18 protein-coding genes and 1 pseudogene are annotated in these 19,594 nt (G+C 42.5%); 10 read left to right on the forward strand and 9 right to left on the reverse strand.

Annotation, left to right across the window (positions count from 1 at the left end):
• The first annotated feature begins 50 nt into the window (after positions 1–50).
• Positions 51–1,145 carry a YkvI family membrane protein gene (locus tag HMPREF2802_RS03290; RefSeq protein ID WP_070502743.1) on the forward strand — a complete coding sequence of 365 codons (1,095 nt, stop codon included), beginning with the start codon at positions 51–53 and terminating at the stop codon, positions 1,143–1,145.
• A 526-nt stretch (positions 1,146–1,671) separates the two neighbouring features.
• Here HMPREF2802_RS03290 and HMPREF2802_RS03295 read toward each other — a convergent pair.
• The 7 genes and pseudogenes from HMPREF2802_RS03295 to HMPREF2802_RS03325 all read right to left on the reverse strand — a co-directional run bounded on the left by HMPREF2802_RS03295 (position 1,672) and on the right by HMPREF2802_RS03325 (position 6,763).
• Positions 1,672–2,513, reverse strand: a pseudogene (locus tag HMPREF2802_RS03295) (urease accessory protein UreD).
• A complete protein-coding gene (gene ureG / locus HMPREF2802_RS03300) occupies positions 2,513–3,127 on the reverse strand; it encodes an urease accessory protein UreG (RefSeq protein ID WP_049407269.1) in 615 nt (204 codons plus the stop codon). Before ureG ends, HMPREF2802_RS03295 begins: the two are co-directional and overlap by 1 nt.
• A gap of 33 nt (positions 3,128–3,160) precedes the next feature.
• Positions 3,161–3,850 carry an urease accessory protein UreF gene (locus HMPREF2802_RS03305; protein WP_070502744.1) on the reverse strand — a complete coding sequence of 230 codons (690 nt, stop codon included), beginning with the start codon at positions 3,848–3,850 and terminating at the stop codon, positions 3,161–3,163.
• Positions 3,843–4,295, reverse strand: coding sequence for an urease accessory protein UreE (gene ureE / locus HMPREF2802_RS03310; RefSeq protein WP_070502745.1), 453 nt, complete (start codon positions 4,293–4,295; stop codon positions 3,843–3,845). The genes HMPREF2802_RS03305 and ureE overlap by 8 nt, the downstream gene beginning before the upstream one ends.
• 21 nt (positions 4,296–4,316) lie before the next feature.
• A complete protein-coding gene (gene ureC, locus HMPREF2802_RS03315) occupies positions 4,317–6,032 on the reverse strand; it encodes an urease subunit alpha (RefSeq protein ID WP_049407264.1) in 1,716 nt (571 codons plus the stop codon).
• Entirely contained in the window at positions 6,029–6,448 is a 420-nt protein-coding gene (locus HMPREF2802_RS03320) for an urease subunit beta (RefSeq protein WP_049407262.1), read from the reverse strand. Before HMPREF2802_RS03320 ends, ureC begins: the two co-directional genes overlap by 4 nt.
• 12 nt (positions 6,449–6,460) lie before the next feature.
• A complete protein-coding gene (locus tag HMPREF2802_RS03325; RefSeq protein WP_002471596.1) occupies positions 6,461–6,763 on the reverse strand; it encodes an urease subunit gamma in 303 nt (100 codons plus the stop codon).
• 216 nt (positions 6,764–6,979) lie between these two features.
• Between HMPREF2802_RS03325 and yut the strand changes: the two genes are divergently transcribed.
• The 7 genes from yut (at position 6,980) to HMPREF2802_RS03360 (ending at position 13,833) form a co-directional block, all read left to right on the forward strand.
• Complete coding sequence (gene yut / locus HMPREF2802_RS03330) at positions 6,980–7,882, forward strand: urea transporter (RefSeq protein WP_070502746.1); 903 nt, start codon at positions 6,980–6,982, stop codon at positions 7,880–7,882.
• A gap of 184 nt (positions 7,883–8,066) precedes the next feature.
• Complete coding sequence (gene nikA / locus HMPREF2802_RS03335; protein ID WP_070502747.1) at positions 8,067–9,545, forward strand: nickel ABC transporter substrate-binding protein; 1,479 nt, start codon at positions 8,067–8,069, stop codon at positions 9,543–9,545.
• Positions 9,542–10,528 carry a nickel ABC transporter permease gene (gene nikB, locus HMPREF2802_RS03340; protein ID WP_070502748.1) on the forward strand — a complete coding sequence of 329 codons (987 nt, stop codon included), beginning with the start codon at positions 9,542–9,544 and terminating at the stop codon, positions 10,526–10,528. Before nikA ends, nikB begins: the two co-directional genes overlap by 4 nt.
• Positions 10,525–11,349 (forward strand): nickel transporter permease, encoded by an 825-nt coding sequence (gene nikC, locus HMPREF2802_RS03345; protein WP_070502749.1) that lies wholly within the window; start codon positions 10,525–10,527, stop codon positions 11,347–11,349. Before nikB ends, nikC begins: the two co-directional genes overlap by 4 nt.
• Positions 11,342–12,115 (forward strand): ATP-binding cassette domain-containing protein, encoded by a 774-nt coding sequence (locus HMPREF2802_RS03350; protein ID WP_070502750.1) that lies wholly within the window; start codon positions 11,342–11,344, stop codon positions 12,113–12,115. Before nikC ends, HMPREF2802_RS03350 begins: the two co-directional genes overlap by 8 nt.
• On the forward strand, positions 12,115–12,810 hold the full coding sequence (locus HMPREF2802_RS03355; RefSeq protein ID WP_070502751.1) for an ATP-binding cassette domain-containing protein: 696 nt from the start codon (positions 12,115–12,117) through the stop codon (positions 12,808–12,810). Before HMPREF2802_RS03350 ends, HMPREF2802_RS03355 begins: the two co-directional genes overlap by 1 nt.
• 117 nt (positions 12,811–12,927) lie before the next feature.
• Positions 12,928–13,833, forward strand: coding sequence for an ABC transporter substrate-binding protein (locus tag HMPREF2802_RS03360; RefSeq protein WP_070502752.1), 906 nt, complete (start codon positions 12,928–12,930; stop codon positions 13,831–13,833).
• Between the two features lie 908 nt (positions 13,834–14,741).
• On the opposite strand, the gene HMPREF2802_RS03365 is transcribed toward HMPREF2802_RS03360, so the two are convergent.
• Positions 14,742–16,172: an APC family permease gene (locus HMPREF2802_RS03365; RefSeq protein WP_049407251.1), complete on the reverse strand. Its 1,431-nt coding sequence runs from the start codon at positions 16,170–16,172 to the stop codon at positions 14,742–14,744.
• Between the two features lie 297 nt (positions 16,173–16,469).
• Between HMPREF2802_RS03365 and HMPREF2802_RS03370 the strand changes: the two genes are divergently transcribed.
• The gene (locus tag HMPREF2802_RS03370; protein WP_049407248.1) at positions 16,470–17,186 is read left to right on the forward strand and encodes an epoxyqueuosine reductase QueH; all 717 of its coding nucleotides are present in this window, start codon (positions 16,470–16,472) and stop codon (positions 17,184–17,186) included.
• Between the two features lie 909 nt (positions 17,187–18,095).
• Positions 18,096–18,902 carry a Cof-type HAD-IIB family hydrolase gene (locus HMPREF2802_RS03375; protein ID WP_002471409.1) on the forward strand — a complete coding sequence of 269 codons (807 nt, stop codon included), beginning with the start codon at positions 18,096–18,098 and terminating at the stop codon, positions 18,900–18,902.
• Between the two features lie 63 nt (positions 18,903–18,965).
• Here HMPREF2802_RS03375 and HMPREF2802_RS03380 read toward each other — a convergent pair whose 3' ends face one another.
• Positions 18,966–19,388: a universal stress protein gene (locus HMPREF2802_RS03380; RefSeq protein ID WP_002471426.1), complete on the reverse strand. Its 423-nt coding sequence runs from the start codon at positions 19,386–19,388 to the stop codon at positions 18,966–18,968.
• Between the last annotated feature and the right edge of the window lie 206 nt (positions 19,389–19,594).

Here is a 19,594-nt window from a genome sequence, read left to right on the forward strand (position 1 = left end):
AGTGCTCGTCACACGCTAACGAAATTTGATTACATACGAAGGGGATTTTTATGAAACGAATACTATTGATAGGTAGTGCATTTATCGGATTGATCGTCGGAGCAGGATTCGCTTCCGGTCAAGAGATTCTGCAATATTTCACTAGCTTTGGGATGGTAGGAACTTTCGCTGCACTCATCTCCACAGTGCTCTTTGCGTACGTGGGTATGATGATGATGTGGCTCGGTTCGAAATTTAAAGCGACAGGTCACAACGATGTCGTACATAAGATTACAGGTTCCGGTTGGTTCGGAAATACGTTGTCATGGCTCATCGACGTGATTCTCATCTTGACGCTACTCTGTTTCGGTATCGTTATGTTAGCAGGTGGCGGTTCTAACCTTGAGCAACAATTTGGTTGGCCGACATGGGCTGGTACGACGCTCATGGCGATTATCACGTTCTTAGCTGGTATGTTGCGTATTGACGCTGTAGTTAAAATTATTGGTAATGTCACACCATTACTTATTATCTTTATTCTTATTATCGCGATCTTCTGTATCTTTACGTTGGATGGCTCTCTCGGTCATCTCAACCATTTAGCAGAAGGACATAAACCAGCGATTAATAACTGGGTTGTGTCTGGTATTAACTATGTATCACTGAACGTGGGTCTCGGTGCATCGATGACGTTCGTTATGGGTGGTAATGAGAAGAATAGTAAGATTGCGGCTATCGGTGGTTTGCTTGGTGGCTTTGTGCTTGGATTAATGATTATTGTGAGTCACCTTGCGATTTTCTCTAAAATTGATGTTGTAGGTCACTTGCCGTTGCCTATGCTTGGATTGGTGAATGAGATTTCTCCTATTCTTGGCTTTATTATGGCGATTGTGGTGTACTTGATGATCTTTAATACGTGTCTGGGTATGTTCTATTCTTTAGCGACGCGTTTTTCTGATGCGGGTACGTCGAAGTTTAAGGTGATCTTTACGGTGACGTTGATTATTGGTTATATTGTAAGCTTTGTTGGCTTTACTGATTTGATGGCGATTCTGTATCCGATCATTGGTTACTTTGGTGTGCTGATGATTCTGGTATTGATTTATGCGCCGATTAAGATGAAGATGAATAAGAAGCGGGGCGAGACTGAGGCGCCTGCTGATTAGTATATTGTTTGGGGCAAGGTTGAAGGTGTATGCTTTTGGCCTTGTCTTTTTTTGTGGGGTGAAATGATTAAAATGTCTTCTTCTAATTTGCATTTGAGGGAATGTAGTGTGTTGTACTAATTTGTATTTGTAGGAATAGGGTGTGTTGTACTAATTTGCAATACTGCGTATTGGGTGGGAGAAACGGCTCGCGTTCTTAGGGGGTCACGCTCAACTAAGTAATGATGCTTGGTGCGTATCATTACTGGATTTTCGCTGTGCCCTTGATCCCTCAAGAGTCTCGCCTACTCCCACCTTTTACTTGTGTTGCATGTAATTTGAACAGGTTTCTACTAATTGTAAGTCATCTCAATCACCACCCCCTCTCTCTTTGTTTGTGTTTGGTTTAATAAGGTGTTTCTAGGAAGAGAGTGTGGCGACATAAGATTTTGAAACAAAGTTATAATATTCATCTTCCAATATCAATCTTATTAACGCAAAGAAGCTACGTTTTAGCGCGCTCCTAAAACGTAGCTTGTTTCTTCTATTAATATTTGCGTAAGAAGGGTGCTTCTCTATCGAACAGGTCTTTGACAACTTGATCTTGGACTTGTCCTAATAAGCGTTCAATGACTTGTGTTTTACGGGCAAGAATACGGATGTTGAAGCCGTGGGTTGGGAGCTGTGATATGGCGAAGCGACAGTCTAAATCTTGCGCTGCAGATTTCATGATGTCGTAGAGACGGTCAATCATCTTCTGCGTGACGTCTGGATGGATAAAGTAACATGAGCCGAGATGTGTGTAGTCTTCCATATAGCCAATACCGCCCACCGCATCTTTCGCAGGGTTCAAGCGTAAGTTATCGAAGACGACGAGCTCGTTATCGACGTAAATTTCATTAATTAGGTGCAGCTGTTCGTAGCTGAAATCGGAATCTTCGCTAGAGTAGCCAGGCGTCAGAATATCGGTGTAGAATATACTGCTTGTTGGGCTCAGGTTAAAATGATTGTGTTGGAAAAGTTCGCATGTTCGTAAGCGATAATCGGATCACCGACGTATTCTAGATAGGCGTGCTCTCCGATATTAAAAGTCTGGTATTGTTCGACATGGTCTTCCAGTGTCTTATAAATCTTTGTCGCACCTTGAGATGTTAGCGTGACTGCTGCGTTCGCTTCAACATCGAAATTCATGCGGTAGCGGTCGCCATCTAAGTAACCACCACCGACATTAACGATGTAAAAGGTCGGAATCGTAGACCCATTGAGGTAAATGGGACGCATGACCTTTAGGGCTTTTTCAAAAAAGATGTCACGTGCGACTGACTTTCTACCATTATGAAAGACCGTTAAATCTAGCTCTCCTGTCCACTTAGGTTGTTGCGTCGTCATTACTCTAATCCTTTGAGAAAGACATCGCGTTCGATCCAGTTGATGACATCGTCGAGACCTTCGTCTGTTTTGAGGTTAGTGAAAGCAAATGGGCGTTCGCCACGGAATGTGCGTGTATCGGCTTCCATTTGTTCGAGTGAAGCACCTACGTGAGGGGCTAAGTCGGTCTTGTTGATGACGAAGAAGTCGGATTTGATCATACCTTGTCCACCTTTACGTGGGATCTTCTCACCTTGAGCAACGTCGATGATATAGATTGAGAAGTCAACCAGTTCAGGACTGAATGTCGCAGCAAGGTTGTCACCGCCTGATTCGATAAAGATGAGTTCGATGTCGTCGTTACGCTCTTTTAGCTCATCGATAGCAGCGAAGTTCATTGAAGCATCTTCACGAATCGCTGTATGAGGGCAGCCGCCTGTTTCGACACCAATGATGCGGTCTTCAGGTAGCACACCTGTATCGACGAGAATCTTTTCGTCTTCTTTCGTGTAAATATCGTTAGTGATAACGCCGATGCTCATATCTTTGGCAAGGCGTTTGACAATTTTTTCTACGAGTTGGGTTTTACCCGCACCTACAGGACCTCCGATACCAATTTTAACTGTATCTGTCACAGTCAATTCCTCCTTTGAAATAGCTATTTAGACTTATGAGATAAAAATACGGACGTTGACATGTTCGTGCTCCATCTGGTTGAGTTCAAGACCTGGAGCGGTAATGCCAAGTTCGGATTCGTCAATGTCGAATATATGTTGTCGCACGGCGGTAATCGTCGGATACATACGATGAACGATACGCTGACCTGCTGTCTGACCGAGCGGAATTGCACGCACTGCGTTCTGTGTGAGACTCGACACGTTCTGATAAAGGTAATAGTCGATGATGGATGGTAGATCGACGCCTAAATAGTGACCGAGCATCGTAAAGCAAATCGCAGGGTGCAACTTGGCTTTCTTGTCTAACATTTGTTGATGATACCAAGCAATCCACTCACTGTCGTAAAGTTCCATAGCCAATTTGACCATGCGCGTGCCCATCTGTTTCGTACCTTGACGCGTCTCTTTCGGTAAACTTTGAACGAAGATGAGACGATCTAAGTGCAGAATCTTGTCCGTATCTTCGTTATTGAGCGCTTCATAAACGAGACGCATCGTTAAGCCGTCGGAATATGTCAGTTGTTCATTGAGAAAGAGCTGAAGCCACTCATGGAAAGTGACTTCGTCATGAACGACGCCGCGTTGAATGTACGTTTCGAGCCCCAATGAATGACTGAAAGCGCCAGTTGGAAATTGGGAATCACAGAATTGAAAGAGCCGTAAAGCTTGATGATCAATCATGAGAGTGTCCTATATGGCGGAATGCTTGATTGACTTTACGTGCTTCATGACTGTATGGAATGCCTAAGTCTTTCAATAAATCTTCGACGAGATAGTCATATTGTACGAGCATCTCTGTTTCTGTGAATTGCGCTGGCATATGACGGTTACCGAGTTGGTGGGCGATGTCACCCATTTCTTTCAGTGATCGTGGCTTGGTGACGAGTAAATCCTCAGAATTGACGTCGACGATAATCATGTTGTCGTCATCTTTGTATAAGATGTCTCCGTATTGTAAGTCGATTGGATTTTTTAAACGGATGCCGATTTCGTTACCGTGATCCGTCGTTACGCGTTGAATGCGTTTAACTAAATCAGAGTTTTCTAAGTAGACCTTTTCCGTATGAATGTTCTTCTCATCAGGACTTAAGTGCGCGATGTTGCCTTGAATTTCTTCAACTATCATCTTGGTGTTAGCTCCTTTCAATTAGAATAAGAAATAGCGTTGTGCGAGCGGTAAAGTTTGTGCGGGTTCGCTCGTAATCTTTTCACCATCTACAAAGACTTCGTAAGTTTGTGGATCGACATCTAATTTCGGTGTCTCACTATTGTTCTTCATATCTTGTTTCGTTAAGTTACGAATGCCATGCACTGGGCGCACTTTACTGCGTAAGCCGAGTACTTGCGCGATATCATGTTCAAATGCAGTCGTTGATACGAATGTCATTGAGGTACCATTAATGTTAGAACCATATTGGCCATACATACGACGGTATTTCATCGGTTCGGAAGTAGGAATAGAGCCGTTCGCATCGCCGTTAACTGCAGAGTTGATTAAACCGCCTTTAACGATGAGTTCAGGTTTCACTCCGAAGAATGCCGGATCCCAGATAACCAAGTCAGCAAGCTTACCGCCTTCGATGGAACCGACATAGTCTGAAATACCATGTGTGATGGCAGGGTTAATCGTATATTTCGCGATATAGCGTTTGATACGGTTGTTGTCGTTGTATTCGCCATCACCTTCAAGGCTGCCTCGTTGTTCTTTCATACGATGCGCAACTTGCCAAGTTCTCGTGATGACTTCGCCGACACGTCCCATCGCTTGAGAGTCAGAGCTAATCATACTGAAGATACCCATGTCTTGTAAGACGTCCTCTGCAGCGATTGTCTCTTTACGGATACGAGAGTCTGCGAAAGCTACGTCCTCTGGAATTGAGGCATTTAAGTGATGGGTGATCATAACCATGTCGAGATGTTCGTCAATCGTGTTGTGTGTGTAAGGTAGGGTAGGATTCGTAGATGATGGGAGCACATGTGAATAGGATGCAGATTTGATTAAGTCAGGAGCATGACCGCCACCTGCACCTTCCGTATGGTACATGTGTAGTACGCGACCTTTGACTGCTTTCATCGTATCTTCCATAAAGCCCGCTTCATTCAACGTATCTGCGTGTAGCGCGATTTGGACATCATAGTCGTCCGCTACAGAGAGTGCGTGATCGAGCGCAGAAGGTGTCGCACCCCAGTCTTCGTGTACTTTCAGACCGATTGCACCAGCGTGAATTTGTTCGATGAGCGCAGTATGGTTTGCGGCTTGTCCTTTACCAGTGAAGCCCACGTTCAATGGCAGTTCTTCTGCAGCTTGAAGCATGCGATGGATATGCCATGGACCTGGCGTTACGGTTGTCGCTTTCGCACCTTCTGATGCACCTGTACCGCCACCGATATGTGTAGTTATACCGCTTTCGAGTGCGACCTCGGCTTGTTCTGGATTGATAAAATGCACGTGCGTATCGATACCGCCAGCTGTCACAATTTTACCTTCGCCAGCAATGATGTCTGTCGTTGAACCGATAATAATGTCCACGTTGTCCATGATGTCTGGGTTACCCGCTTTACCGATTTTCATAATGTAGCCATTCTTCACACCGATATCTGCTTTAACAATCTTGTCGTAATCAAGGATTAAGGCGTTAGTAATGACGAGATCTGCGACATTTTTATCATCACGTGTCACATTCGGATTCATCGCCATACCGTCACGGATAGATTTACCGCCACCGAATGTTGCTTCGTCACCGTAAGTCGCGTAGTCCTTTTCGACATGCGCAAATAAGTTTGTGTCACCTAAACGTACAGAATCGCCCGTCGTCGGACCATAGAGACTCGTATATTGTGATTGCGTCATTTTGAAACTCATTGGTCATACCCACTTTCTTTATTAGCATTCTCAGAACCTTCGTCTTCAGCAGCGATAATCTTAGAATCATCGCTCGTATCATCTTCGCCAGGTTTCACGACACGTGATTCATCAACTGTATCGTTAACTTCACCATGGAAGCCGAAGATACGACGATTACCGCCATATTCAACGAGTTGAATGTCCTTTTCATCGCCAGGTTCGAAACGGACAGCTGCACCTGCTGGAATGTCGAGGTGTTTGCCATACGCTTTCTCACGTTCGAAGTCTAAAGCGGGATTCGCTTCATAGAAATGATAGTGCGAACCCACTTGGACTGGACGATCTCCTGTATTCTTCACTGTTAATCGCGTTTCATGATGCTCTTGATTGACCGTAATTTCGGTATTTTTAACTTTAATTTCACCAGGTTTCATCATACGACCTCCTCAGACGATAGGGTGGTGGACAGTGATGAGTTTCGTACCGTCAGGAAATGTCGCTTCGACTTCCATCTCAGTTAACATATCTGCAACACCTTCCATCACGTCGTCCTCATTTAAGATTTGTTTACCATAGCTCATCAATTCAGCTACTGATTTACCATCTCGAGCCCCTTCGAGGAGTTCGTAGCTGATGATTGCCATTGCTTCAGGATAGTTCAGTTTCAGCCCACGTTGTTGACGTCTGCGAGCTACATCTGCAGCGACCACCAACATGAGTTTATCTTGTTCACGTTGAGTAAAATGCACAGCGTTCCCTACTTTCTGTAAAAATATTGTGTGTAAAACTATTTAATACTGTCTATTTATAATGTTATTCCTAATTATGTGCTACTACAAGAAAAAAGCTAACAATAAATAATCACTACTAATATTAATAGTGTAATTATGAAAAATGTATTACTTTATATTTGTAGAATTATATAATAGTATTGATTTGTATAACCAAATTGAGAAGGTGAGGACTTGAATTACATACGCATTATTCTGCGCAATATTTCGCAAGTATTATTGATTAACAACGCGTGGACCGGTTTGTTGATTCTCATCGGTTTATGGATTGGTAGCATTGAAGTCGGTATCATGACTTTAATCGCGAGTATCGTCGCTTTGTTGTTAGCGCCTTGGACAAACTATTCTGATGCGGAGATTAAAGAGGGGCTCGCAGGTTTTAACCCAGTACTAACTGCGATTGCGCTGACGCTCTTCCTCTCTAATGAATGGTATAGCTATGTCGTAGTACTTGTGGCGATTGTCATTACTTTACCCATCGGCTCAGCATTCAGAGAGTTCTTCAAGCCATTTAACGTTCCGATGTTGACAATGCCGTACGTCTTCATCAGTTGGATTATCTTGTTGATGTCTTTCCAATTTGAATTCATCAATGCGAACGTCAACATTTTACCGGATAAAGTGCATGAGATTGAATACTCACACCATCCGATACAGATAATTACGGCGTTCTTTACGGGATTTAGTGAAATCTTCCTGCTGAAAAGTCTCCTCGCAGGGATTCTGATACTCATCGGAATCTTCGTTGCCTCACGTAAAGCAGGACTCTATGCCATATTCGCTAACCTCATTGGTTTAGGTGTAGTGATGTTGATGGGTGCCAATCATGACGAGGTCAACGAAGGTCTCTTTGGCTATAACGTTATCTTGACGACACTCGCACTCGGCGTGGCCTTTAACACACGTCTACATCGCATCGTAAGTATCGTGCTCGGTATCTTGTTGACGATTGTGCTACATGCTGGGCTTACGACCTTACTCACGCCATTCGGAATCCCCGTGTTTACCTTGCCATTTATCGTAGCGACGTGGATCATGTTGTTTGCAGGTTCAAGTATGAAAGTGCAGGATGATTAATTGTTTGAAAAAGAGTGAGGGAGAGCGGGGGGGTAAGCGAATCATCGTTTTACCTTTGTGAATGATGTGTCTGAACGAATAACTGTGCGGGGACTGCGTAAATAATACGATGAGGGTCTCCGCCAATGAATGACAACTTGATATAAGAAGCATGGATAATTTGATTGAAAGAAGGAATGGAACCATGAAGAAAGTAATCGCAATGGTTGCTTCATGTACATTACTCCTTGCAGGATGTGGTTCTGCAAGTCAGAAAGATCAAGCGCAGACATTGAATGTGGAGATTCCACTGAAAACGACGTCAATTGCGCCTTATGATACTGATGTGCCTGTGAAGATTGGTGCAGTAGAAGCGCTTTTTAAAGCTCAGTCCAACGGCAAAGTGAAGAAAGAATTAGTGAAATCTTATCATCAACCATCAAATAAAGAATTGGACTTGACGCTGAAAGACGACATTCATTTTCAAAATGGGAAAAAGCTGACAGGGCAAAAAGTAAAAGAGAGTCTGGAAGAAAGCTTGGATAACAGTGGTCTCGTTAAAGGGTCGTTACCTATCAAGTCAATTGAAGCAAGTGGGCAAGAGGTAAAGATACATACCTCTAAAGCTTATCCAGAACTCGTGTCAGAGCTAGCTAGTCCGTTCGCAGGTATTTATGATACGCAAGCGAAAGGGAACGTGAAGAAACAACCTGTAGGTACAGGGCCTTACCAAATCAAGCACTACCGTCAATCACAATCGATTGAAGCGGATCGTTACGAACACTACTGGAAAGGTAAGCCGAAGATGCAACATCTGAAAGTGTCTTACCAAGAAGATGGCGATAAACGTACGAGTGACTTGAAAGCAGGTCGCGCAGACGTCATTACAGATGTGCCAGTTGAGAAGATGGATAGCTTGAAGAAAGACGATAAGACGAAAGTATCCAATGTATCAGGTTTCAGAACGAGCCTGTTACTCTACAATCATACAAGTGATAAAGTGAATAAAGATGTGCGAGAAGCCTTGGATCGTGTCATTGATAGAGATAGTATCACGAAACATATCTACAAAGGCTACGCACACCCAGCGACAGGGCCGTTTAATGACAAATTAGATTATATTAAAGATCAAGAACCAACTGCTCAAGATATTCAAAAAGCGAAGCAGTTGTTGAAAGACAAGGGCTACGATCAACATCATCCGTTGAAATTGAAGATGGTGAGCTATGATGGACGTCCAGAACTGCCTAAGATTGCGCAAGTGATTGAATCAGATGCGAAGAAAGCGAATATCGATTTAGATATTCGTAATGTAGACGATATTGAAGGTTACTTGAAGAATAAGAAACAATGGGATGTGTCGATGTATAGCTTTGGTACCTTACCACGTGGCGACACAGGTTATTTCTTCAACCAAGCGTATATGCCAGAGGGTGCGATTAACAAAGGTGATTATCACAATCAACATGTCGTAGATCTGATTCATCAGTTGAACACGACCGTCAATACGCAAGACCGCCATCAACTGACCGATCAAATTCTGAAGGCGTCAGACAAAGATCAAGCGAATAGTTACATCGCTTACAATGACACGCTCATAGCGATGAACCATAAAGTGCATCACCTTCAAGCCTCTCCAGAAGATATTTACTTGGTAGATTACAAGGTGGATAAAGGCTCATGATTGTAAAAAGCATACTTTCTAGAATAGGACAAATGATCATCGTATTATTTGTCCTTTCTACTGTGACGTTTATCTTGATGAAACTCGCGCCTGGAGATCCTGTAGACAAGATACTTCATCTCGATGAAGCCAATGTCTCTCATCAACAGGTCGAACAAACACGTGAAAGTTTAGGCTTGAATGCTTCCTTTCTATCGCAATACATTCATTGGTTAGGCCAAGTGATACATCTCGACTTCGGACAAAGTTATCAAACTGGAGAGCCAGTGACGCAAGAATTGCTGTATTATACGCCACCTACGCTGATCATAGCTGGCGCGACAATTGGAGTGGTCTTTCTCGTGACGGTCCCACTTGGGATACTCGCAGCGAAATACTATCAACGTGCTTTGGACCGAGTGATTCGTATCGTCACTTCCTTTGTGGTCAGCATTCCTTCGTTCTTTATCGGCATTATATTAATTTACTGTCTGAGCGAGCAACTTCATTGGTTACCGTCATCAGGCATTGATTCGCCTTTAAGCTATGTGATGCCCGTGGTCGCATTAAGTCTGGGTATGAGTGCTTACTATGTGCGGCTCATGCGTTCACGTCTCGTTGAGGGCTATCATTCACGTGAAGTGCAAGCGTCTCGCAATCGTGGACTTTCGGAGCGCTTTATTTTACGTAAAGACATGTTGCGTCCTGCGCTGATTCCCATCGTGACGATGCTAGGTATGTCGGTGGGCAGCTTAATAGGTGGAACCGTAGTCATTGAGAATTTATTCGGTATTCCAGGCATTGGCCACTTTCTCGTCGATAGTATTCGTGCACGTGATTATCCGGTCGTTCAAGGTGCTGTGCTGATGATTGGTTGTTTCGTCGTGATCGCGAATACGGTGAGTGACGTGATTCTGATGTGGCTCGATCCAGAGCGAAGAGTTCAGAAACGTGTAGATCAGTCTGGTAAAAAGGACACGCCTAAAGGAGGAGGCATATTATGAAAAAGATAATCAAAGGCTCGAATTTGCTTATCCTTCTTTGTGTGGTTTACATGGTCATTGTCGTGGCGAGTCAATTATTCGTAAGCGCACATCAAGCGTTCGACGTCCACTTAGGTGAGACGTTACGTGCGCCCTCTGGTGCACATTGGTTAGGCACTGACGATTATGGACGCGATCTCTTTGCCCGCATTGTTATTGGTGCACGTTACACCCTTGTCGTAACACTGTTAACACTCGTTGTGACAGCATTGGTCGGTATTCCATTAGGATTAGTAGCTGGCTATTATGGAGGATGGCTGAAGTCTGCGATGATGCGTTTAGTGGATATCGGGTTAAGCATCCCTGAATTTGTCTTAATGATTGCGCTCGCTAGCTTTTTCAAACCGAGTATCTGGACTTTAGTCATTGCGATTGTTCTGATTAAATGGATGACCTATACGCGGCTCACTTGCGCCTTAGTGAGTAGCGAAGTGAAGCAACCGTATGTTCAGATGGCGCGATACTTTCATGTCCCCAATCTTGTCATTATGTGGAAACACTGCATGCGCCGTGCTTGGCCTTCGCTCATTGTGATTATGACGGTCGATTTCGGTAAGATTATTTTGTATATTTCATCACTCTCATTCCTCGGTTTAGGCGCACAACCCCCATCTCCAGAGTGGGGTGCGATGCTGAATGCAGGTCGAAGTTATATGACGAGTCATCCGATTCTGATGCTTGCGCCGGCTGCGATGATTTCCTTGACGATTCTGCTCTTCAACTTAGCAGGAGATGCGTTACGAGATCGACTGTTAGACAAAGGAAGTGAAGCTCATGACTGAAGAAATATTAAGTGTGGAGCATCTTAACGTGGCAACTGAGACAGGTGAACCTCTCGTTCAAGATGTGTCGTTGACATTATTGCGTGGTCATCTACATATGTTGATTGGCGAAAGTGGCTCCGGTAAAAGTTTAACGGCGAAAGCGTTGATTGGGGCGCTTCCGAATGATTTACACAGTTCTATGGAAGCTTTGTGTTATCAAGGTAAACAGCTGAAGTCTACTACAGCACTTTTAGGACGTAAGATAGGTTACATTGATCAAGATTATACGCATAGTTTCAATAATCATACGCGATTAGATAAACAACTCGCTGAGATTTATCGCTATCATTTCCAAGTATCACGTCAGCAAGCACAACGCCGTGTGACGCAAGCGTTGAAGCGGGTGAATCTTGAATATACAATCGCACACGCCTATCGCTTTGAACTATCGGGCGGACAACTCGCACGCATACAAATTGCAAGCGTCTTAATGTTGAATCCTGAAGTGATTATTGCAGATGAACCACTTGCCTCATTAGATGTGCTGACAGGGAAAGCGATTATGGAACTGTTGACGCACTTGACTGCGACTCACGGCCAAACACTGTTACTCATTACGCATGACCTATCTCAAGCCCAACAACACAGTGATGTGATTGACGTGATGAAAGCAGGACAACACGTTGATCATTTAACCGCAGAAGATGTGGGGCAACAACGGATGACAGACTATACACGTCAACTCTTCGCAGCACGTAAACGACTTACGAAGGAGCAAAGCTAATGATACAACTAGAACATGTGCACTTTAACTATGGTAAGCGCGAAATCTTACATGATATCAATTTAACGCTTGAGAAAGGTCGTATCGTCGGTGTAGTAGGTGAAAGTGGTTCTGGAAAGACGACGTTGAGCCAAGTTATTCTGGGTGCTCAGAAACCGACGAAAGGTCAGGTTCACCGCTCGAATCAGCGTATCTTGCCGATCTTTCAACATGCGAGCCAAAGTTTCAATCCCGATATGACGATTGGCGCTTCGATGAGCGAAGCCTTGAAGTATTATAACAAGACGCAATCTGCAGAGGTGCAACAACGACTCGAACAGTTAATGGTGTCATTGAAGTTACCTCAAGAGCTGTTGCGACAACGACCGGGTCAAGTCAGTGGGGGCCAACTTCAACGGCTCAACATTATCCGCACTTTGATATTTCAGCCGGAACTCCTCATTTGTGATGAGATCACCGCCAACTTAGATGTGATTGCCGAACAACATGTGATAGACATACTGACCGCATACCATCGAGAGACCCATCAGAGCATGTTAGTGATTTCGCACGATCTAGCGTTCTTACAACAATTTGTTGATGAGTTTGTGGTGTTAAAAGACGGACGTATTGTCGATTACTTTGAATGCTCAGATTTGTTTGATGAACAACGTGCAACTTATACCAAGGAATTAGTTGCAGTTTACGAAGAATAGCTTTATCAGAGATGAGTAAAAATATTGAAAACGCTTATCAATTAACTTGAATAATATTTTATGCGATGTATAATTGAAAATAACTTAACGTAATTGAGAAAAAAGGAGCATTTTAATATGAAAAAGTTACTCATTCCGTTGATTGTTCTCGTACTTGTACTCGCAGCATGTGGAAATGGCTCAGACGATAACGGAGATAAGAATGATAAGAAGACGTACAAGCAGGACGATGGCAAGAAAGTGAAAGTGCCGAAACATCCTAAGGGTGTTGTGGTACTTGGAACAACTTACGCAGGTGGCTTGAAACAGCTCGACACAAACATCGTGGGTGTAGCGAACATCGTGGATGACAGTAAAGTCCTCAAGAAGAAATTTAAAGGCGTGAAGAAAGTCGATCCAGAGAAAGTGGAAAGCGTTGCGAAATTGAAACCAGATCTTATCGTTACATACAATACGGATAAGAACTTGAAGAAATTGAATAAGATTGCGCCAACAGTGGCTTACGATTATCAGAAACATGATTATAAGGATCAACATAAAGAGTTAGGTAAGCTTGTGGGCAAAGAAGATAAGGCTCAGAAATGGATTGATGATTGGGATAAGAAAACGAAGAATGATAGTAAAGAAATCAAGGATAAGCTAGGTCAGGATACGACGGTTTCTATTATCAAGGACTTTGATAAGAAGGTTTATGCGTTAGGTAAGACGTATGGTCATGGTAGTGAGGTCGTGTATGATTCGTTTGGTATGAAGATGCCGGATAAGGTTGAGAAGGCGACGAAGAAGAATGACTTGGCTGAGATTTCGAATGAGGAGATTCCTGAGATGGCTGGGGATTATGTGATTACTCCGGTTGCGAAGGGCAGTAAGTTGTCGTTTGAGGATAAGGATTATTGGAAGAATACGGATGCTGTGAAGAATGGGCATACGATTAAGGTTGATGAGGGTATTTATTGGTTGAATGACCCTTATTCTATGGATTATGAGCGTAAGGATTTGAAGGAGCAGTTGTTGGATAAGTAAGCTACCTTGTTTGTGTAAGGTAAAATGATGAGAATTCATCACTGTTTCTTCTATTTAGGAATGTCATACTAATTTTTGTTTCTCTTGCGAGAAAACTGAAAGGGTTATGCTGGTTTTCGGTTGAATGGTTTTCTCTTACGAGAAAAGAACTGAAAACCTTTGGTAGTTCGTGGAAATTGAATAGTTTGTAATAAATGGGAGATGATACTTTAAGTCATGCTTGCCCAGGGGCTGCGCCTCAACTAATTTTCGCTTTTGATGCAAGCGAAAATGGATTTTCGGCTGCAGCTTGATCCCTCGGGCGTCAGACTTAGTATCATCTCTTTTAGTGTGCGGTGAATTAATTTTGTGTCTAGGAACGGTTTTCAGTTCTGTAATAGTGTAAGGATAAAGTAATTCTTTAACGAAATGTTTCTCAGCTTTCAGTTTCTCGAAATGATCATTCTTCAATATCATCCTATTGCTGTAAAAAATATATTATCCAACTATCCCATCCTCACCTTCATATCCATAATATTTATTTGGTGGGTGGGAAGGAAGATAGTATTTATTACTGTTTATTCTAAACAAGGGTGTCGTACTAATTTGTGTTTCTCAAAGTAAGTATTTGTGAATTTTTAAATCGTTAGTGCACAAGAATATAACATTCTATGCACTCTACTAATCCACTTCTTCATACTCACTCAATTCTTACCATTCTCTTTTTTTATTGGGGTGTATGGTAGGAAGGGAGGGAAAGTACTTATTGGAGGGGACAGTGTGAATAGAGGGTTTCTGGGAATTAGAGTTCGAAGGTATTTGGATTACTAAGTTCTGAGTGGAAAATTTCTAAATATCTTATTATGTTGTGATGAATGTGCTGCACACAATTAAAGCACCGGACGCTAGTATGCGCCTGGTGCTTATTTTTAGTCTTTGATGTGTTTTTTAGAATGTTGAAGTCCGTAGATAAAGTAGATTGCGAGTCCGAAGATGAACCAAGCGAGTGTGTAGAGTTTCGCTTTGCTATCGAGTCCCCAGAATACAATTGCTGTACTGAGGAATCCTAGGATTGGCAATACTGGGAAGAATGGCATCTTGAAGCCAGGTTCTGGTAAGTCTTTACCTGCTCTGCGACGTAATGCGAAGATACCGACTGATACGAACATAAATGCGACGAGTGTTCCTGCTGAAATGAGTTGTGCTAGGAATTCGAATGGTGTCACTGCACCAAGGATGACTGCGACGATTGTGAGTACAATCAATGAATTGTTTGGTAGGTGTTTTTTGTTCAATTTACCTAACCATGATGGTAGTAGGCCGTCACGTCCGAATGAGTAGACGAGTCGTGAACCTGCGAGCATCATACCGATGAGTGCTGTGAACATACCGATGACTGAAATACCTTGAACGATAGCGGCTACGACTCCGAATCCGCTTTGGCGTAGTGCCCAGCCTACAGGTTCAGCTGTCGTACCGTATGCGGAGTATTTGAACATTCCGATGAGTACGAGTGAAACGGCAACGAAGAGTGTTGCTGCGATGATGAGTGAACCCATGATTCCGCGTGGCATCGTCTTCTGAGGATTGATGGCTTCGGCTGAGTTGGCTGCGATTGAGTCGAAGCCAATGTAAGCTAGGAAGATCATTGAGACCCCTGCGTAGATACCTTGCCAGCCACCGAATGCGCCATTTGCAGTTTCTTTGTATTCAGGGATGAATGGCACGTAGTTCTCTGGATGTACCACTGTAAGTCCGACTACGATGAAGAGCAAGACGGCAAAGACTTTTAATACTACAAGGATATTCTCTACTCGTGCAGCTTCTGATACGCCAAACGAGAGTAGTAATGCAGTTAAAATGATAACGATAGCAGCAATGATATCGATGATGCCGCCTGATGCACCTAATGTATGAGTTAAAGCATCGGGTAACTGGATACCTAGTGGCGAGATGAGGCCGCGAAGGTTGGCTGAGAAACCTGAGGCAACGAATGCGACGGCGATAATATATTCGGCTAATAGTGCCCAACCTGCAATCCAACCGAAGATTTCGCCAAAGACGACGTTAATCCAAGAATAGGCTGAGCCAGCGTAAGGCATAGTGGATGACATTTCTGCGTAAGCAAAGGATACGAGTGCAGCAACGACGGCAGCGAGGATAAATGAGATGACTACGGCTGGTCCTGTATGTTGTGCAGCAACGATACCAGGTAGAGTGAAGATAGCCGTAGAAACAATTGTCCCGACTCCGAGTGCAATCACATCTCTAACACGGAGCGTGCGTTCGAGATGCGAATCTTTATCTTGATAGACTGATGGATCTTCTTTCTTGAAGATCTTTTGAGTAAAACCTCCCATGAGTAACCTCCTGATTGATATTAAAATGTATTACTCCGTTCATGACAGAGCGATAAGATAATTTATATCATAGCACAATTCTCGGAAAATAGTTAGATAATTCTCAATGTTGTGAAATAAATTTTGTGACAAATTTTACTTTAAGAGAGAATAGTATTGAAAAATGCATGTAAGTTAGATTCTCATCGCAATTTGAAGAAGTGATGAACAGATTTTACCATTTTACGAAAAAATAAACTACACCTAATGAACAACTATTGATATAATTTGGTAAAGCAATATAAAAGGGTGATTAATATGATAGAAATGGATGGCATCGTAGCGAAAATGAAAAATCAGAAGATTAACTATGATAAAGTCCTACGAAAAATGATAAATGACTGGGAACGCAATGGGGAGCGTCCAAGCATCCTACTACATAGCTGCTGTGCGCCGTGTAGTACCTATACACTAGAGTTTCTCACACAATATGCGGATGTAGCGATTTACTTTGCCAATCCAAACATTCATCCTAAAAATGAGTATTTGAGACGTGCAAAAGTTCAAGAACAGTTCGTTCACGACTTCAACGAACGTACTGGCGCAAATGTGAAATATATTGAGGCGCCATACAAACCACATGAATTTATGAAGATGGCGAAAGACAAAGGGTTAACAGAAGAACCAGAAGGCGGCCGTCGCTGTACAGCTTGCTTCGAAATGCGTCTAGAATTCGTAGCTGAAGCGGCTGTGGAATACGGCTATGATTACTTCGGTAGTGCACTGACACTTTCACCGAAGAAGAACGCACAACTCATCAACGAAATCGGCATGGATGTACAGAAGATTTACGATGTGAACTATCTACCAGGTGACTTTAAGAAGAATAAAGGGTACGAACGTTCAATCCAAATGTGTAACGACTATAATATCTTTAGACAGTGCTATTGCGGATGTGTCTTCGCAGCCATGGACCAAGGTATTGACTTTAAACAAATCAATAAAGATGCGAAAGCGTTCTTAGAGCAGTTCTAATCAGATAGAGATGCGCACCTCGACAGTGACGTTGAGGTGCGTATTATTTGTGGATAAAAGTTATAAAATATATTAATTTATGACGAGATTAGGGGCTGAGTTTACATGAACTTTAGCCAAGTACTACAATAAGCCCTTAGAGATAAATTGAAGATTTGAGATGTAAAATAGTAGAGATTTCACCTTAATAGAATAGATTATAATCTATCTAATAATATATTGGATGTAGGTAGACTCCGATGCACGAGTATGAACTAGTTAGAAAGAAACTCTTTCCATCCTAGAAACACTATAATTAAAACAAAATAAAAAAGAAGAAGTAGTGTGATGTGGAGTAGTCGAATACGTAAATGAAGAAGATCAATATTTCTTAGTACTCATGCAACACGAGTAAAAGGTAGGAGAAGGCGAGACTCTTGAGGGATTAAAGGGCACAGCGAAAATCCATTATTTCGAGCTAACTCAGCGAGAAATAATTAGTTGAGCGTGCCCCCCTAAGAAAGGGAGCCGTCTCTCCTACCCAATACACAGTATTGCATCCTCGAAATACTATAATTAAACACAAAAATAAAGAAAGTAATGTGTGTGTATGAGTAGTAATTATAGTCTAATTAAGCATTAGGTCGAAGTTTATAAAATATAGAAATACATGCAATACAAGTAAAGGGTTGGCGCGACTCCTGCAGGAATAGCATGCGTCTTGAGACTACAGGCTCAAGCCATGCCTGCGGAAAGCGTCGCCACCCCCAATACGCAGTATTGCAAATTAATATATAATATTACATTCCATCGAATGCAAATTAGGACAACACCCTACATTCCATAGAGCACAAAGCAATACATTTTATCCAAACACAAAACGGGTATAGAATACTACTCATCACACAGAAAAAAAGAAAGGTGACAAGAATGATCAAAGCAATCGCCACAGACAAAGACGGCACACTATTCAAATCAGACAACACCATGGACGAAGACTACTTCGACCGCATCTACCAACAACTCACAGACCACAACATCAAATTCATCGTCGCAAGCGGCAACCAACTCGCCCAACTCCAGTCATTCTTTCCAAACAAGAAAGACGACATCTCCTACGTCGCTGAGAACGGAGCCATCACAGTCGACAACGGAGAAATCATGACTGCACATTATTTCCCGGAAAATACCGTGACATCACTACTCGAAATGATCACAGAAGACTTCGGCATCAAAGATGTCGTACTCAGCGCACTTAACTGCGCCTACATACTTGACGATCGAGCGGATGATTTCTACGATTACGTCGATCAATACTACTACTACAAAGAACGCGTGAGTGACTTACAAGACGTCGAAGATACGAAGATTGTCAAAATCGCGTTACGTGTCAAAGATGCTTCAATGGTAGATAAAATTGTTGAAATTATTGAAGACGACTACGACGAGGTGCGCGCAGTTACGAGTGGGAATGATAGTATCGATTTAATCTTAACTGAAGTGAATAAAGGTCATGCTTTAGAGGAGTTACTTGAAAAGTGGGGCATTCAAGCAGATGAACTCATGACTTTCGGAGATGCGGACAATGATTTGGAAATGTTAAAGATGACACCACACAGTTATGCGATGGCAGAATGCAGCGATAACGTAGCGCAAGCAGCTCAACATCGCGCACCATCTAATGATGATTCTGGTGTCTTTCAAGTAATTGAGGATTATTTAGAACAACAGAAATAACACATAAATAAAGCTTTCGCTCAGCCTTGAATCAAGGGAGCGAAAGCTTCTTTTCTTGTCATCTTATTTAACGATAAGAACTGGAATGTTCGCACTGTTTGCGATTTTATGAGTAACGTTACCTAAGACATTTTTAATATCAGGTTTCGCACGTTTATTACTCATCACTACGATATCATAGTTCTCTTGTTCAATTTCTGTAAGAAGACAGTTTTTAATATTTCCTGTACTAAAACGCACACGAACTTTTAATCCTAAATCTTCTAATTTTTGAACGAAAGGTGTGAGTTCTTCACCTTTTTCTTCAGCAAGTGATTCGAAGTGTTTATTTTCATAACGCACTGAAGCTTGTAAGTCTGACTCCGGTATCACGTTAAAGATAGTTACGCGCGCTTCATCATTGTGCGCAGTAAGGTTTTCTAATTCTTTCGGCACATTATTGAATGAGTTATCAAAGTCATATGCGAGTAAGATATTGTTATACATAGACGATTACCCCTTTCACTATATATATACCCCAAATTTTAATAATTAAATAATTGATTAGTAGCTCATACGTCTGTTTGCTCTCATAGGGATTAAGGTCTGGGTAAAATGTATTTATATGTCTGCGATTAATTTGCAATACTGCGTATTGGGCAATTGGCTTAGCGTTCTTAGGGGGGGAGAAGCACAGAAATCTATGATTTCGT

It is taken from the genome of Staphylococcus sp. HMSC071G07 (assembly GCF_001811435.1).
Lineage (GTDB): Bacteria > Bacillota > Bacilli > Staphylococcales > Staphylococcaceae > Staphylococcus > Staphylococcus pettenkoferi.